Below are 16084 nucleotides of genomic sequence, written 5' to 3' on the forward strand. Positions count from 1 at the left end.
CTGGCTCAGCGGCCGGAGGCAAAGTTACTGATCAGCCGTTCCAGATTCATGGCGGACTGGGTGGAATAAAAGGTATCCCCCGCGTTCAGCGACTCCAGGTCCCCGCCAATCGATATATCAATGTACTGCTCACCCAGCAGTCCGGATGTACGTATTACTGCTGCACTGTCGGCCGGGATGTTATCAACCTCAGCATGGATAGACATGGTTACCCGCGCCTGGAAAGTGTCCCTGTCCAGGGTAATGGATTCGATGGTACCGACAGTGACACCAGCCATGGAAACCTTGCCTCGGGGCGTCAAGCCACCGGTATCGTTGAAATTGGCATACAGCGTATAGGTCTGCTCCGCGGATTTCGGCGACAGGCCACTCACCTGCAGCGCCAGAAACATGAGCGCGGCCAAACCGGCAATCATGAACAGCCCAACAATGATTTCTGTGCTTCTTTGTGCCATGAAAGGCTCCCTGAATCCTGTTAAAAATCACCGAACATGACGGCAGTCAGTACGAAATCGAGACCGAGCACTGCCAGCGATGAGTAGACCACGGTTTTGGTGGTCGCCGAACTGATACCAGCAGAGGTGGGCACGCAATCATAGCCCTGGTAGACCGCAATCCAGGCACACACGAACCCGAACACCACACTCTTGATAAAGCCGTTAAGCACGTCATCCACAAAATCGACGGAGGACTGCATGTTGCCCCAGAAGGAACCCTCAAACACGCCCAGCCATTCCACACCAACCAGCATGCCGCCCCAGATCCCCACTACCGAGAAAATCATGGCAAGTACCGGCATGGCGAGAAAACCGGCCCAAAGTCTCGGTGCAACGACCCGGCGCAACGGATCTACCCCCATCATTTCCATACTGGAGAGCTGTTCCGTCGCCTTCATCAGGCCGATCTCTGCCGTCAGGGCGGAGCCCGCGCGACCGGCGAACAGCAGGGCCGTCACTACCGGCCCCAGTTCGCGCACCAGCGTGAGCGCAATCATCTGACCAATCGCCGACTCCGAGCCGTAATCGCTGAGAATGGTATAGCCCTGAAGCCCCAACACCATCCCGATGAACAAGCCAGACACCACCACAATCGCCAGCGACAACACGCCGACTGCGTAAAGCTGTTTGACCAGCAGGGGAAAACCTGTTGCAGGCCTGGGGACGCCGGCCAGCACGCCGAAAAGAAACTGCCCGGAACGACCGAAGGAGGCAATGATCGCGATCCCGAGCCGCCCCAGGCCGGCAATACGATCCATCATGAAGACCGCCCTCCCACACCAAAATCAGCCGCCGCATCGCCACTCGGGTAATGGAACGGCACCGGGCCATCAGGCTGCCCTTCAAGAAACTGCTGAACCCGCTCAGACGGATGTGCCCGCAGCTCCTCGGGAGTGCCCTCACCGATCACCTTGCCGTCGGCAATAATGCAGGCGTAATGGCAAATACTCAGGGATTCAGGCACGTCGTGCGACACCAGAACGCTGGTCAGCCCCATGGAACTGTTGAGATCCCGGATCAGCTTGACCAGCACGCCCATGGCAATCGGATCCTGCCCGGCAAAGGGTTCGTCGTACATGATCAACTCCGGGTCGAGTGCGATACTGCGGGCCAGAGCGACGCGCCGGGTCATGCCACCGGACAACTCTGAGGGCATCAGCTCTCTGGCACCACGCAAGCCCACCGCCTCCAGCTTCATCAGAACAATGTCCCGAATCATATCTTCGGGTAACGACGTGTGCACACGCAGCGGGAAAGCGACATTCTCGTAGACACTGAGATCGGTAAACAGCGCGCCACTCTGGAACAGCATGCCCATTTTTTCGCGCAGCTGGTAAAGCGCCTTGCGCTTTAGCCGGGGCACGTCATGGCCTGCCACAATCACCTGGCCGGAATCCGGGCGAAGCTGACCCCCGATGAGCCTGAGGAGCGTGGTTTTACCGGTACCACTGGGCCCCATGATGGCAGTCACCTTCCCTTTGGGAATATCCAGACTGATTCCATCAAAAATCCGGCGCCCGGAACGGGAAAACACCACATCCCTAAGTGTTATGTACGCAGATGACTCCATAATCCATCCCTTTCAAGGAGCGCCTACATTATGACAAGCTCTCCCAGACCTCAATTAAAGCAACGTAAAATGTCTTGATGGCAATGATCAGAATCCCTGATGCAGGCGAGCCGGGGGCACCAGAAGTGATATACTTCGGCCTCAAATCCCAGATCGAGCAGACAGCCAGCCGACATGACCGAATCAAATACCTTCAACACCCAGGACTTTTGCAACTCGGCCCTACGGGCAATCCGCATCGAGCGCGAAGCCATTGAAGCGCTGGAAAGCCGTATAAACGGTGATTTCAGCCGCGCCTGCGAGGTCATCATGGCCTGCAAAGGCCGGGTTGTGGTGACAGGTATGGGCAAATCGGGGCACATCGGCAACAAGATTGCCGCCACGCTCGCCAGCACGGGCACGCCCGCCTTTTTTGTTCATCCCGGCGAAGCCAGCCATGGCGATCTGGGCATGATAACACCCCAGGATGTGGTCATCGCCATATCCAACAGCGGCAGCACCAGCGAAGTGGTCACCATTCTCCCTCTGATCAAGCGCATGGGCGCACCATTGATCAGCATGACAGGCAAACCCGATTCCGTACTGGCACAGGAGGCCGTTGCCAACCTGGATGTCAGCGTGGCCATTGAAGCCTGCCCGCTGGGCCTGGCCCCGACCTCCAGCACCACCGCCACCCTGGTCATGGGGGATGCCCTGGCCGTGGCGCTGCTTGAAGCCCGGGGATTCAGCGCCGAGGATTTCGCGTTCTCCCACCCCGGCGGCAGCCTTGGACGCCGCCTGCTGCTGCGGGTATCCGACATCATGCACACCGGTGACCAGATTCCTCAGGTTGCCGAGGGCACAACCCTGAGCGGGGCACTGCTGGAAATAACCCGCAAGGGTCTGGGTATGACCACGGTCGTTAATGCCGCCGGCACCCTGACGGGCATCTTCACAGACGGCGACCTGCGCCGGACCCTGGACAAATCCGTGGATGTGCACACTACTCCCATCCAGGACGTGATGACCCGCAACGGCAAAACCATCCGGGCAGACCACCTGGCGGCAGAAGCCTTGAATATCATGGAAGAAATGAAGATCAACGCCTTGCCGGTTACCGACGCAAACGGCACCCTGGTGGGCGCCATTAATATGCACGACCTGCTGCGGGCCGGAGTGATTTGATGACTCAGACAGCGCATCCGTTACAAACCCACTGGGACGCAGCCCTGAAGGCCAAAGCCTCGGACATTCGCCTGATCGCCCTGGACGTGGACGGCATCATGAGCGATGGCCGCCTCTATTTCAGTGCCAGCGGCGATGAACTCAAGGCCTTCAACATTCTTGACGGCCTGGGCCTGAAACAACTGATGCAGGCAGGCATCACCGTGGCGGTGATTACCGGACGACGCTCTCCGCTTACGGAAAGACGAATGTCGGACTTGGGCATCCCGCACCTGATGCAGGGTCGCGAAGACAAAAAAATTGCATTACTGGAATTGATCCGGGATATGAACCTTGCGCCGGAGCAGATTGCCTACATGGGCGACGACCTGCCCGACCTGCCCGCGCTGCGTTTTGCCGGCCTTGGCATCACGGTACCCAACGGCTACTGGCTGGTTCAGCAACACGCCGACTACTGTACCCGCAGCCCCGGTGGACAGGGCGCTGTGCGCGAGGCCTGCGATCTCCTGCTCTGGGCGCAAGGGCATCTGGACAACACTCTTGCCCCCTATCTGGACGAGCCAGCATGATCACCGAGCGGCTTTTCGGCGATCGTGGCAAACGGCGGATTACAGCCCTGGCCCTTGCCGCCACCGTAACAGCAACCGTTTTTCTGCTGTGGCAAAGTGACGAGCCTGTCAGTTCGCGGAATGCCGCCAGCGAACTACGGGGGCCCGCAGAGCCCGACGGCTTTGTGATCGGCGGCCAATACCGCGCCTGGGATGAGCAAGGGAACCTCCAGTTTGATCTCAAAAGCCCCAGAATTGAGCAGTTTGAAGCAACCGGCACGGCTCATCTGGATACGCCGAGAGCCCGACTTTTCAGTGAGGGCAGTCCCGAACCTTGGCTCATCGAGTCTAATGAAGGTAGCCTTCAGCAGAACAATGAAATGCTGGAACTGATGGGGAACGTCCGACTGACCCGACAGTCCAAAGGCCGCGAAGCCATTCTGGAGACCGGGGCGCTGACCTTGGACAACAGCAACGGCACCGTCTATACCGACCAGCCGGTGACCATCACCGAGCCTTTCGGCGTCACCCGCTCCACCGGCATGAAAGCCTGGATCAACGAACGCATTCTCGAACTCAACTCCCGGGTAGAGGGACAATATGAAACCGTCAGGTAAACGATCTTTCTGCCGGCCAGCGATTCTGGCCCTGGCATTGCTGGCCGGCCCGGCATCGGCATTCAACCTGGATTCCGATATCCCCATAAAGGTCAGTGCAGATTCGGCCCGCCTGGATGAAAGCGCCGGAACGGCCGTTTACACCGGCGCTGTCGAACTGATTCAGGGCGAAACCCGGCTGGACGCGGATCGGGTGGTACTTTACCGCAACCAACAGGGTGTCAGCCGGATTGAAGCCGCCGGCAACCCCGCCCATTACCGGCAACCCGGCCAGGAAGGCGAAGGCATGACCGATGCCAAGGCCCTGAACATCACCTGGTCTGGCGATGAAAACCTGGTCATTTTTGAACGCCAGGCCGTTATTGAACAAGACGGCAACGTATTCCGGGGCGATGTCATCCACTACGACACCGTTCGCCGCGTTGTTACTGCGGAAGGCGGCACGCCATCCGACGGCGGCTCCGGCCGGGTGGAAATGGTGATTCAGCCTCGTAATTCAGCTCAATCCAGTGACGGGAAAGATTCGGATGGCAGTTCTCAGGGCCAGTAATCTGGCAAAAAGCTACAAGCAGAAAAAAGTAGTACTGGACGTTTCTCTGGAAATTCGCTCCGGAGAGATTGTCGGCCTGCTCGGCCCCAACGGCGCCGGCAAGACGACTTGCTTCTACATGATCGTGGGCCTGGTGCCTGCGGATCACGGCCGGATCACCATCGACACCCAGGACATCACCCCACTGCCAATGCATGGGCGCGCCCGCAAGGGCATCGGTTACCTGCCCCAGGAAGCCTCCGTGTTTCGCAAACTGACCGTGCGGGACAACATCATGGCCATCCTCGAAACCCGCAAAGGCATGAGTCGGGCGGAACGGGAGGCCAAGCTGGAAGAGTTGCTGGAAGAGTTTCATATTACTCACATCCGAGACAGCGTGGGTATGGCGCTATCCGGAGGCGAACGCCGCAGGGTTGAAATCGCCCGGGCGCTGGCCATGGAGCCCGCGTTTATCCTGTTGGACGAACCCTTCGCGGGCGTAGACCCTATCTCCGTCAGTGACATCAAGCACATTATCCGGCACCTGCGGGATAAAGGTATAGGCGTGTTGATTACCGACCATAACGTTCGGGAAACCCTCGACATCTGCGAGAATGCCTACATCGTTTCCGGCGGCCACATCATCGCCTCCGGCAATGCCGAAGCCATTCTGGCAAACCAGCAAGTGAAAGAAGTGTATCTGGGTGATGAGTTCCGGCTCTGACCTGATAAAACAGGGTTTATCCGAGGTCTGATTGTTTTGATGATCTGTAGCAAGTAAACTCGGCAAAAAACTTGCTTATACTGTTCACAGACAATGGCAAGTAACCAGCGTACAACATTTTTTTCGGCCTGTGCGCCGGCAAAGCAACAACCGGGATGCCCATGAGTTATGGATCTTGAGCCATGGTTATGAAAGCCTCATTACAGCTTAAGCTGGGCCAGAGTCTGACCATGACGCCCCAGCTGCAGCAGGCCATACGCCTGCTACAGCTTTCTACCCTCGATCTCCAGCAGGAAATCCAGCAGGCGCTGGAATCCAACCCCATGCTGGAAACCTCAGAGGACGATGAGCACGCGGAAGGCGACGAGCGCGAAGAGCACGAGCACAGTGACGCTTCCAGCTCTGAGGCCAACCAGGACGACAGCCACCAGGACGCGAGCCCGGACTGGGACGAAACCGAGAACGGCCCGGACTGGTCGTCCGAGAACGATATTCCGGACAACATTCCCGATGATCTGCCAGTGGATACCGCCTGGGACGACATCTACCAGTCTGCCCCGGCTCCGGCCAGCAAAGGCGAAGACGAACACGAATCGGATTTCGAAACCCGGAACTCGCCTACCGAAACCCTGCAGGATCACCTCGAGTGGCAGCTGAACCTGACGCCTCTGAGCGAGCGGGATCAGGCCATTGCCCACGCGCTGCTGGATGCTGTGGATGAGCGCGGCTACCTGACGTCTGACATTGAGGACATTCACGCAGGCCTGCTGGACGAAACCGAAGAAGACCCGTTAGAACTGGACGAAGTGGAAGCGGTACTCCACCGCCTGCAACACTTCGACCCGCCCGGCGTGTTCGCTCGTGATCTCCAGGAATGCCTCCTTATTCAGCTCAATCAGCTGCCACCGGATACCCCCTGGCTGCGCCAGGCGAGACTGGTGGTTACCCAGTTCCTGCATCTGCTTGGCAACCGGGACTACGCGCAGCTGTTACGCCGCAGCCGGCTCAAGGAAGACCAGCTGAAACAGGTACTGGCCCTGATCACCAGCCTGAACCCGCGCCCTGGCGATGTCGTGGACCGGGCCGAACCAGATTACGTTATCCCGGACGTTATCGTACGCAAACACGAAGGCCGATGGCGGGTTGAACTCAACCCGGAAATCGCTCCGCGTATCCGGGTGAATGCCAGCTACGCGTCACTGATCCGCCGGGCTGACAGCAGTGCCGATAACACCTACCTGCGCGACCAGCTGCAAGAAGCGAAATGGTTTATCAAGAGCCTGCAAAGCCGGAATGAAACCCTGCTGAAAGTGGCCACCCGCATCGTTGAACACCAGCAAGGGTTCCTGGATCAGGGCGAAGAAGCCATGAAGCCTCTGATCCTGTCTGACATTGCCCAGGCGGTGGAAATGCACGAGTCCACGATTTCCCGGGTTACCACCCAGAAGTACATGCACACGCCCCGCGGTATTTTCGAGCTGAAGTACTTTTTCTCCAGCCACGTCAGCACCGCCGAGGGCGGCGAATGCTCGTCTACAGCCATCCGGGCGATGATCAAGAAGCTGATTGCCGAGGAAACCCCGAAAAAGCCATTGAGCGATAGCAAAATTGCAGCCATGCTAGGGGAACAGGGAATCAACGTGGCGCGGCGTACCGTCGCCAAATACCGGGAGGCCATGCATATTCCTCCCTCGAACGAACGAAAACGCCTGGTTTAAACTTTCGCCGGTGCAAGATGCACTGGCATGCAAGCCGGCAAGCACGCCGGCAGTATGACAACAGGAGACGCCTATGCAACTCAACATTTCAGGCCATCACGTAGAACTGACTCCCGCTCTGAAGGATTACGTCAACACCAAGTTCGAGAAGCTGGAGCGTCACTTCGACCATATCAGTAACTGCCAGGTCACCCTGGAGGTCGAGAAGGTGCGCCAGATGGCGGAAGCCACGCTGCACGTGATTGGTGGTGAGATTCACGCAAAGGCAGAAAATGAGGACATGTACGCCGCAATCGACGCTCTGGTCGACAAGCTGGACCGTCAGATCCTCAAGCACAAGGAAAAGAACGTAGACCGGATGCACGGTAACGGCGGTCGCTGAAGCGCGAACCTTACCGGGTGTTTCATGAAACGAGCTGCGGCGGGGCTAACCGGCCGCAGCCTTTTTTTTACGGACATGCAGTCGATCCATGAGCGAGCCATCCCTGACCATCGACAATATTCTTGCCCCTGAACTGACCCTCTGTAAGGTGCCGGCCTCAAGCAAGAAACGTGTGCTGGAGTTCATCGCTGAACGGATTCACTTTCAGGATGAAATCCTCAGCGACACCCAGATCTTCAACAATCTGGTCTCCCGCGAACGGCTGGGCAGCACCGGTATCGGTGAGGGTATTGCCATCCCCCACTGCCGACTGGAAGGCCTGGACCGGGTCATCGGCGTGCTGATGACTCTGGAGGAGCCGGTAGACTTTGATGCTATCGATAACCAGCCGGTAGATCTGGTGTTTGCACTGATCGTCCCCAAAGAAGCCACCAGTGAACACCTGGAATTACTGAGCCAGCTGGCGGAGCGCTTCAATGACAGCACTTTCTGCGCCCGGCTGCGCCAAAGTGAAGATCCCGCGACCCTTTACCAGCGTATGGCGGAGAATAATCACTGAGATCAGCCTGATATCTGGACAGGCTGCCAGGCAGATTGAAGGAGAAACAGTCCCATGAAGCTGATTATCGTCAGTGGCCGATCCGGTTCCGGCAAGAGTACGGCTCTGCATGTGCTGGAAGACCTGGGATTCTACTGCATCGACAACCTGCCCATTGGCTTGCTGTTCCCGCTGACCCGAGAGGCGGCCACCCAGGAAGCGCCCGGCCGGCTGAAAAAAATGGCCGTCAGTATTGATGCCCGTAACCTGTCCGCCGAGCTGGCCAATTTTGAAACCATTTACCAGCAACTGAAGCAGACCGGTGTCGAGGTTGAAATCATATTCCTGGATGCCGACGAACAGTCACTGCTGCAACGCTTTCACGCAACCCGCCGCAAGCATCCGCTGAGCGATGACAAGACGTCTCTGCGGGAGGCAATCACCAACGAAAAGCAATTACTGGAACCCCTGTCAAAGCTGGCCGATCTTTACGTCAACACGACCGGGCTCTCCATGTACGAGCTACGCGACATGATCAAGCAGCGCGTGGCCGGCCGCAAGGATCAGGAACTGGCACTGCTGTTCCAGTCCTTTGGCTTCAAACATGGCGTGCCGGTGGATTCAGACTATGTCTTCGACGTCCGCTGCCTGCCCAATCCATACTGGGACACCAGCCTGCGCAAGCACACCGGCGTTGATCAGCCGGTCATCGAATTTCTGGAACGGGAACCGCTGACACGTCAGATGGTGGATGACGTCACGGGCTTCCTGAATACCTGGCTGCCCTCGTTTGCCGACAGCAATCGTAGTTACATGACCATTTCCATCGGTTGCACCGGTGGCCAGCACCGCTCTGTTTATGTGTGTGAGCAGCTCGGGCGCTATTTCCGCGATAATTACCGCAATGTGCAGGTGCGCCACACCGAACTGCCACACCTTCAAACCCGGGGAGAAATCTGAGCGCCTATGATTTGCCGCCCCATCACCATCATCAACAAACTCGGCCTGCATGCGCGGGCCACGGCGAAGCTTGTGGCCACCGCATCAGACTTTGACAGCAAGGTGCGAATCCGCGGCAAAGGCCGGGACGTAGACGCCAAGAACATCATGCAGGTGATGATGCTGGCCGCCAGCCAGGGCACCGAAGTGGAACTGGTTGCCGATGGCCCGGACGAACAGGATGCCATCGACGCGCTGGCTGCCCTGATCAACGATTATTTTGGTGAAGGGGAATAACCTCCGGTTTCGTCATTCACCTACAATCCTTTCTCACGTGTGCCACCTAACTCCGCTATAATGCAAAGGTTTTCTGATCGCAGGTGGTTCAATGACCGACATTCTGGAAAAAAGCCAGGCCCGCCAACGCCTTCGCTCACTCAGTGAAGCGCTGGACAGTGGTGCCCTCAAGCAGGTGGCCCGCATTCTGAATGGCGGTCTGAGCCCCAGCGATATTGCTCACCTTCTGGAATCCTCGCCACCACGCCAACGGGCCCTGCTCTGGAACCTGGTCGACAAGCAGCTGGAAGGGGAAGTCCTCCAGTACCTTGGCGACGATATTCGTAGCTACTTCCTGAGCCAGCTGAACGCGCAGGAGCTTGCGGACATTCTGGAAGATTTCGAGTCGGATGACCTGGCCGACTTGCTTCAGCAATTGCCGGACACGGTGATCCAGGAAGTCCTGGACACCATGGATGAGCAAGACCGTCAGCGGGTCGAGGAAGTCCTCGCTTACCCGGAGGACACTGCCGGCGGCCTGATGAACACCGATACCATCACGGTACGGCCGGACATCAGCATCGACGTTGTGTTGCGCTACCTGCGCCGTCACCGCAGCCTGCCCCCGATGACCGACAGCCTGATTGTGGTCAGCCGTCGGGACGAGTTTATCGGCATGCTGCCCATTACCCGGATGCTGGTATCCAATCCCGCGGCTACCGTTCGGGAAGTGATGGACACGGACATTGAACCCATTCCCGTGTCCCTGTCCGACACCAAGGTCGCCACTCTGTTCGAACGCTACGACCTGATTTCTGCCCCTGTGGTGGATGAGACCAACAAGCTGCTGGGCCGGATCACCATCGATGACGTGGTCGACGTTATCCGTGAGGACGCAGACCATTCCCTGATGAGTATGGCTGGTCTGGATGAAGACGAGGACACCTTTGCCCCGGTGATGAAGACCACCCGCCGGCGCGCGGTCTGGCTGGGCATCAATCTGATCACGGCCTTTACCGCATCGGCCGTGATTGGACTGTTTGAAGACACTATTGCCAAAGTCGTTGCACTGGCCGTACTGATGCCAATTGTGGCCAGCATGGGCGGCATTGCCGGTAGCCAGACTCTGACCCTGGTGATCCGGGGTATGGCCGTTGGCCAGATCAGCGGTGCCAACGTGGGCTGGCTGCTGAACCGTGAGTTTCTGTCCGGGGTACTGAACGGCCTGCTGTGGGCGGTGGTGGTTGCCACCGCCGCGGTGGTCTGGTTCCAGGACTGGCTGATTGGTGCCATCATCGCGGCGGCACTGGTGATTAACCTGGTGGCGGCGGCGCTGGTGGGCACCGTCTTGCCGCTGTTCCTGAAATCCCGGAACATTGACCCGGCCCTGGCCGGCAGTGTGATACTCACCACCGTAACCGACGTTGTCGGCTTCATGGCCTTCCTGGGACTGGCCACCATTTTCTATGCCTGAGCAACCTGTGACCTACCATGACTGACCAATTTGACGACGAATTCCAGGACGACCTTGGCCCCAGCAAATCGCAGCTGAAGCGCGAAATGCACGCGCTTCAGGATCTGGGCAAACGCATGCTGGACCTGAACGACGAACAGCTGGCCACCCTGAGCATCAGCGAGACCCTGAAAGCGGCGATCATTGAATCACGCCGGATTCCCCAGCGTGAGGCCCGCCGGCGACACTTGCAGTACATTGGTAAGGTGTTGCGCCAGGAGGACGACCCCGAAGCTATTGGCCGTGCCATCGACGCCTTCCACGCTGGCAGCGAAGAGCATACCCGCCGACACCATCTGGCCGAGCGCTGGCGCGACCGGATGATTTCCGAAGGTGACAAGGTGGTAGGAGAGTTTATTGATTACTGCCCTTCGGCCGATGTACAGCACCTGCGCAATCTGGTGCGCAATGCCCGCAAGGAAGTCGAAAAAGGCAAGAATACCGGCCAGGCCCGAAAGCTGTTCCGGGCTCTGCGGGAATGGATCGACGACGCCGAGCAGTAATCAGAGCCGCCGGTGCTCCCACACGGGCATACGGCTTCGCAACTGATTCAGCTGCTCCAGGTCCAGATTGGCGCAAGCCATGCCCGGACCTTCGTCGAACTCACTGACGATCTTACCCCAGGGATCGCAGATCAGGCTGTGGCCATAGGTTCTTCGCCGGCTACTGTTCTGCCCCCCTTGCCCCGGCGCCACCACCCAGACCTGGTTTTCAATGGCGCGGGCGCGTATCAGGGCGTGCCAATGGGCATTGCCCGTCTGCCAGGTAAAGGCGCTGGGCAGGCAGACCCATTCGGCGCCCTGCTCTCTCAAGGCCCGGAACAGTTCTGGAAAGCGAAGGTCGTAACAGATCGCCAACCCCAGTCGTCCGGCCGGCGTATCCACCGTAATCGCCTGATCACCGGGCTCAAAGGTATCCGATTCCCGATACTGGCCGTGGGCGTCTTCAACCATGGCGTCAAACAGGTGAATCTTGTCGTAGCGGGCCACTTCTTCGCCATGATCGTTGTACACCAGACAGGTGGCGCGTACCCGGTCTGTTATCTCTGAACCATCTCGCCGACTGGCCAACGGCAGGGAACCGCCGACAATCCAGAGCCCCAATGACCGGGCCTGCTCGGCCAGAAAGCGACGGATAACAGGCTCGCTACTCGCCTCCCGGCGGCCGCACTCCAGCATCTGCGCGGTGGCCAGAACGGCGAAGTTCTCGGGCAACACAGCCACCTTCGCCCCTGCGCCTGCCGCTTCAGCCAGCAGTCTGCGGGCCTCTTCAAGGTTGGCATCGATGTCATGGGTACTGACCATTTGTATTGCCGCGACCTGAACCATCATGGCCTCCTTACTCACCGGTATCGAACACGCCCCGCAGATCCACTTCCGGATTGCTCCAGGTTCCTGTGACACTGTACGTGGCACTGGTCAGTTTGCTCAACGGGTCGCCCAGAATTTTATCGAGCACGAACAAGGCGCCGCCGATGGGGGCGCTCGCCCCCATCAGTATGGCAGCCAGGGGCAGATTCTGTGTCACGGGTAGCACTAGGACCAGGCGCATATCCAACGTTTCTTCGGCCATGTTGGTATTGCCACTGAGCTTGAACGCGCCGGACGGACCCACCAGTTGCAGTTCCGGATCCATGGTCACCAGGCCATTTATGATGTTGGCTTTACCGGAAATGGCGTCAAAGGCTACGCCCCGTTCGTACAGATCCGAGAAGTCCAGCCGCAACCTGCGCCAGAGCGTATCAGTGTTCAGCAGGTTGAAGATCCGGAACAATTGCGCCGAATTGCTCTGCTCCATGATCATGCCGTCGTCCAGGCGGGCACTGACCGTGCCGCTTATCTTGCTGAGAGCAATGTTGTTCGGGCTTCCCGGCCAATCCAGATCCAGTTCAACCGCCGTTTCTTCGTTGGTCATCGGAATGGTGCTGCCAGTCAGCGCTTCCAGATCCTTAAGGGCCCCGCCCTCCAGCTTACCAGTAAACCGGGTCGTTTCCCGGTCATCCACAATGCTCCAGGTCATATCGCCGGACAACACCAGGGATCCAAGCCGGCCTTCCACCTCCTGCACACGCAACCGATAGGGTTCAGGGCGCAGCTTGAAACGCCAGCTTCCCGCTGACTCGCCATCCAGCCGGAGATCCGAGATTCTGGCATCAATGTCGGGCCAATTTCCCATATCCAGCTCCCTGAACGCCTGCAACTGCTCCTCAAGAGTCAGAAATTCGTTGTCCTGCTCTGCGGCACTGGTCTCCCGTACCAGGCGCAGGGTTGCAAAGTCGGCCTCTACCGTGCCTCCTTCTCTGGGTAACACCACCCTGCCCCGGGCCCGATCCGAGTCGGTATGAACGACCCACCGGTCCTCCAGCTCAAGCGCATCAATGGCGATATTGGTCAGATGGTGAGCGCCCAGATTCAAATGTTCGAAGACCAGCTCGAAGCCCGTCTCTTTAAAACGAAGTTCAGCGTCCAGACGATCCTGCCATTGCGCAGCGATCGCCACGCCTTCGCTCTGGAACGGATCAACCCGGACCGACAGGGGGGTTCGCTCGCGCGCGGTCTTTGCCAGTGGTTTGGGCCAATCCACCTGCAGACCTTCAAGGTCTGAAAACAGGGAAATCACCGGTTCGCTGGCACCGCCTAATTCCAGCTCAGCGGTGTAGACAAGTTCTCCGGAAAGTCCGCGCGCCGCATCGTTAGCCAGGCCAAAGGCCGCCAGGGAGCCTGGCAGCTTCAGACCACCTTGCTGGCGTATCAGCATGGCGTCGCCGGCCTCCGCGGTGGAAAAAACAACACTGACCGGTTGATCGAAAAAACGAGCAGTGACCGGTGGCCCGGAAAATCCATCAACACTGTCGTAAGTCAGGTCAGCCCGAATATTCCGCCAGCGAAGTCCCGCATCCGGTAATTGGAATCCGGCATTATCGGTTTTTACCTGCGCCGTAACCCGGGTGTCCTGCCCTTGCGATAGCGGTAGCTCCAGCCCAAGACTCAGCTCAAACTCCCCGTCATAACGGGCACGGGTGGTACCGTATCCCAACAATTCCCCCAACGGAGTATTGGCCAGCCACCAGGGTATTCTCTCTGCCGGAACCGTCGACACTGCATCTACGCGCACCAGCGTGCCAGCTTCCCCATCTCCGGGAAGGACGTGAACACTGGCGTTTTCCAGCTCCAACCCACCAATCTCGCCCCGAGCGAGTGTTACCCGGGTGTCAGCATTCTGGATCTCAACCCGCCCGCTGGCCCGCTCCACAGATGGCCAGCGCTGGTCGTATCGAATCGTGGCGTTATCGAATTCATACCACATGGAGGAAACAAAGGATCCAGCCGGCGCGGAGGAATCAATACGACCGTGGCCGTAGTACTGCCCCCGGATACCGGCCTCCGGAATACTGTTGGTAAGCCATTCGTAAAGCCCTTCGCCCACAGCATTCGCCGGCACGAAATCCGCCAGCATATCGGCATTGCCGCCTTCTACGCCGACGCTCAAACCAAGATTGTCCTCCCCGTATCGATCCAGCCGCAGGTCAAACGCGCCGCTTAACCGGGTATCTGAACGATAGATAAACTCCAGATCATCGGAGAATACCCTGGTGATCCCTCCTTCCAGGGTCCAGGCGACAGTTCCGGATAGAGAGTCCAGCATCCAGTCAGTGTTGAACAACTGCGGAAAGCCCAGCATGGCGGGTTCTGGTGTATCCAGGGTCACCCTGCCGCTGTCTGGATTCATCTGAATAAAGCCATATAGCCCCTCGGCGCGGGGAGCGCCAGACCAGGCCCGCACCCCGAACTCCCGCAATCTGGCACTTAACGAGAACCGGGAGCCCTGCTCTGGCAGAGTAAACAACATATCGTCCAGAAAACCCGCAGGCTGATAATGCTCCAGCGCCTCGCTGGCGGCATCCGGCAGCAGCTCCAGGGCCTGAACCAATCGCCGCAAAGGCTTGAGCGGCAGTGAGTCTGCCACCAACTTGAGCTCATCCTGACCGTCTTCGATGCGAACACTGAACGGCAGAACCTGATCGCCGATCCAGTCCCAGCGAAGCTTCTGCAAACGTAGGGCCTCCCCCCGCCGCCAACCGAAGTGAGCCTGGATATCTTCAAGAGGCGCCAGCGATTCACGGTTAACACCTAACTGAAGATAGGGAGTGCGAACCTGGCCCTGAACCTGCTGCAGCTCGCCATCCTCAAAGCTTAGCCAGGCACTGCCCCCCAGATCGAAGCCTTCAACGCGTATGCCCCGCCAGTTCAGATCATCAATCAGGCCGTCGAACAGTCGACCGGAATCCACATCCAAGTAGAGTTGACCGGTAAACTCACCCCTGAAAAACCGCTGTCCTACCAGAGCAAAACTGGCCAGCTGTGTGGTTGTACCGCTCTGCATGGCCCGGCCTGAGGCCTGGAACAAGCCGCCCTGGTAGGACAGATCAAGCTGTGGAATATCCAGAAAACGCAGGTTCTGCCGGCTTGGGCCCAGCGCCAGGCTGACCCGTGTCACCCGGACTTCCGGATCCGACAACCAGCGGCCCGCCAGGCGAATCCACTCCTGAAGTTCCGGCGCACCCGGCTCGGCCAGCTCCACAATCTCTTCCACCGGATTGATAAATGGATCCTCGGTAGGGCGAACCACCGTTAACGCCAGACCGTCAGCGTCAAAATTGCGGAACACCAGGCGTAAGCGGAACAGGGAGGCAAAAAAATCGAGCCGCAATTCCAGGTGCTCAAGTTCTGCGGCTATGCGGTCTGAATCCGGGGAATTGATGGTGATATCTTTGGCGGTAATGGAGGGATCCAGCCAATACCATTGGGAGGATAAACTGCCAACAGACACATCCAGGCCAGTGGCTTCGGAGAGAGAAGCCGATAGTTTATCGGAAAAGCTGTTGATATCGGAGGTGAGCTGGCGACCGACACCAACATAGAGTGCGAATAACACCAGCAGCGTCAGAATGGACCACCAGACCACACTGGCAAAGACCGCCAACCCGCGGGCAACCAGACCTCGCTCATCCTCGGCTGGTTGCGAACTGTCCGGCTCGCGGATCGACATAAGACTCAGCTCCCTGCAAC

General features: G+C 58.4%; 17 protein-coding genes. 12 read left to right on the plus strand and 5 right to left on the minus strand.

From position 1 onward, the window contains the following. Positions 1-5: 5 nt before the first annotated feature. The 3 genes from mlaD to MARHY_RS12365 are packed head-to-tail and all read right to left on the minus strand — an operon-like array spanning position 6 to position 2067. Positions 6-455, minus strand: coding sequence for an outer membrane lipid asymmetry maintenance protein MlaD (gene mlaD, locus MARHY_RS12355; protein ID WP_011786152.1), 450 nt, complete (start codon positions 453-455; stop codon positions 6-8). Between the two features lie 20 nt (positions 456-475). Further along, positions 476-1258: a lipid asymmetry maintenance ABC transporter permease subunit MlaE gene (gene mlaE / locus MARHY_RS12360; RefSeq protein WP_011786153.1), complete on the minus strand. Its 783-nt coding sequence runs from the start codon at positions 1256-1258 to the stop codon at positions 476-478. After that, positions 1255-2067 (minus strand): ATP-binding cassette domain-containing protein, encoded by an 813-nt coding sequence (locus MARHY_RS12365; RefSeq protein ID WP_014422103.1) that lies wholly within the window; start codon positions 2065-2067, stop codon positions 1255-1257. The genes mlaE and MARHY_RS12365 overlap by 4 nt, the downstream gene beginning before the upstream one ends. Positions 2068-2241: 174 nt before the next feature. Here MARHY_RS12365 and MARHY_RS12370 point away from each other — a divergent pair, with 174 nt between their 5' ends. The 12 genes from MARHY_RS12370 to yjgA all read left to right on the plus strand — a co-directional run bounded on the left by MARHY_RS12370 (position 2242) and on the right by yjgA (position 11518). Further along, on the plus strand, positions 2242-3231 hold the full coding sequence (locus MARHY_RS12370) for a KpsF/GutQ family sugar-phosphate isomerase (RefSeq protein ID WP_011786155.1): 990 nt from the start codon (positions 2242-2244) through the stop codon (positions 3229-3231). Beyond that, positions 3231-3800 (plus strand): KdsC family phosphatase, encoded by a 570-nt coding sequence (locus MARHY_RS12375; RefSeq protein WP_014422104.1) that lies wholly within the window; start codon positions 3231-3233, stop codon positions 3798-3800. The genes MARHY_RS12370 and MARHY_RS12375 overlap by 1 nt, the downstream gene beginning before the upstream one ends. Next, entirely contained in the window at positions 3797-4396 is a 600-nt protein-coding gene (gene lptC, locus MARHY_RS12380) for an LPS export ABC transporter periplasmic protein LptC (protein ID WP_014422105.1), read from the plus strand. Before MARHY_RS12375 ends, lptC begins: the two co-directional genes overlap by 4 nt. Continuing rightward, the gene (lptA, locus tag MARHY_RS12385; protein WP_014422106.1) at positions 4380-4946 is read left to right on the plus strand and encodes a lipopolysaccharide transport periplasmic protein LptA; all 567 of its coding nucleotides are present in this window, start codon (positions 4380-4382) and stop codon (positions 4944-4946) included. The genes lptC and lptA overlap by 17 nt, the downstream gene beginning before the upstream one ends. Beyond that, positions 4924-5649 (plus strand): LPS export ABC transporter ATP-binding protein, encoded by a 726-nt coding sequence (gene lptB / locus MARHY_RS12390; protein WP_014422107.1) that lies wholly within the window; start codon positions 4924-4926, stop codon positions 5647-5649. The genes lptA and lptB overlap by 23 nt, the downstream gene beginning before the upstream one ends. A gap of 188 nt (positions 5650-5837) precedes the next feature. Continuing rightward, entirely contained in the window at positions 5838-7367 is a 1530-nt protein-coding gene (locus MARHY_RS12395) for an RNA polymerase factor sigma-54 (RefSeq protein WP_041655572.1), read from the plus strand. Positions 7368-7440: 73 nt separating this feature from the next. Continuing rightward, positions 7441-7749, plus strand: a complete 309-nt coding sequence (gene hpf, locus MARHY_RS12400) for a ribosome hibernation promoting factor (RefSeq protein ID WP_011786161.1) — start codon at positions 7441-7443, stop codon at positions 7747-7749. 88 nt (positions 7750-7837) lie between these two features. Then, positions 7838-8308 (plus strand): PTS IIA-like nitrogen regulatory protein PtsN, encoded by a 471-nt coding sequence (gene ptsN, locus MARHY_RS12405; protein ID WP_014422109.1) that lies wholly within the window; start codon positions 7838-7840, stop codon positions 8306-8308. Between the two features lie 54 nt (positions 8309-8362). Continuing rightward, positions 8363-9247, plus strand: coding sequence for an RNase adapter RapZ (rapZ, locus tag MARHY_RS12410; RefSeq protein ID WP_014422110.1), 885 nt, complete (start codon positions 8363-8365; stop codon positions 9245-9247). A 6-nt stretch (positions 9248-9253) separates the two neighbouring features. Next, positions 9254-9523, plus strand: a complete 270-nt coding sequence (locus MARHY_RS12415) for an HPr family phosphocarrier protein (protein WP_011786164.1) — start codon at positions 9254-9256, stop codon at positions 9521-9523. Positions 9524-9614: 91 nt separating this feature from the next. After that, positions 9615-10976: a magnesium transporter gene (mgtE, locus tag MARHY_RS12420; RefSeq protein ID WP_011786165.1), complete on the plus strand. Its 1362-nt coding sequence runs from the start codon at positions 9615-9617 to the stop codon at positions 10974-10976. A 17-nt stretch (positions 10977-10993) separates the two neighbouring features. Continuing rightward, the gene (gene yjgA / locus MARHY_RS12425) at positions 10994-11518 is read left to right on the plus strand and encodes a ribosome biogenesis factor YjgA (protein WP_011786166.1); all 525 of its coding nucleotides are present in this window, start codon (positions 10994-10996) and stop codon (positions 11516-11518) included. Here yjgA and MARHY_RS12430 read toward each other — a convergent pair whose 3' ends face one another. Further along, a complete protein-coding gene (locus MARHY_RS12430) occupies positions 11519-12343 on the minus strand; it encodes a carbon-nitrogen hydrolase family protein (protein ID WP_041654869.1) in 825 nt (274 codons plus the stop codon). Between the two features lie 10 nt (positions 12344-12353). Further along, on the minus strand, positions 12354-16064 hold the full coding sequence (locus tag MARHY_RS12435) for a YhdP family phospholipid transporter (RefSeq protein ID WP_014422112.1): 3711 nt from the start codon (positions 16062-16064) through the stop codon (positions 12354-12356). Between the last annotated feature and the right edge of the window lie 20 nt (positions 16065-16084).

Source organism: Marinobacter nauticus ATCC 49840, from assembly GCF_000284615.1.
GTDB classification, from domain to species: Bacteria; Pseudomonadota; Gammaproteobacteria; order Pseudomonadales; family Oleiphilaceae; genus Marinobacter; species Marinobacter nauticus.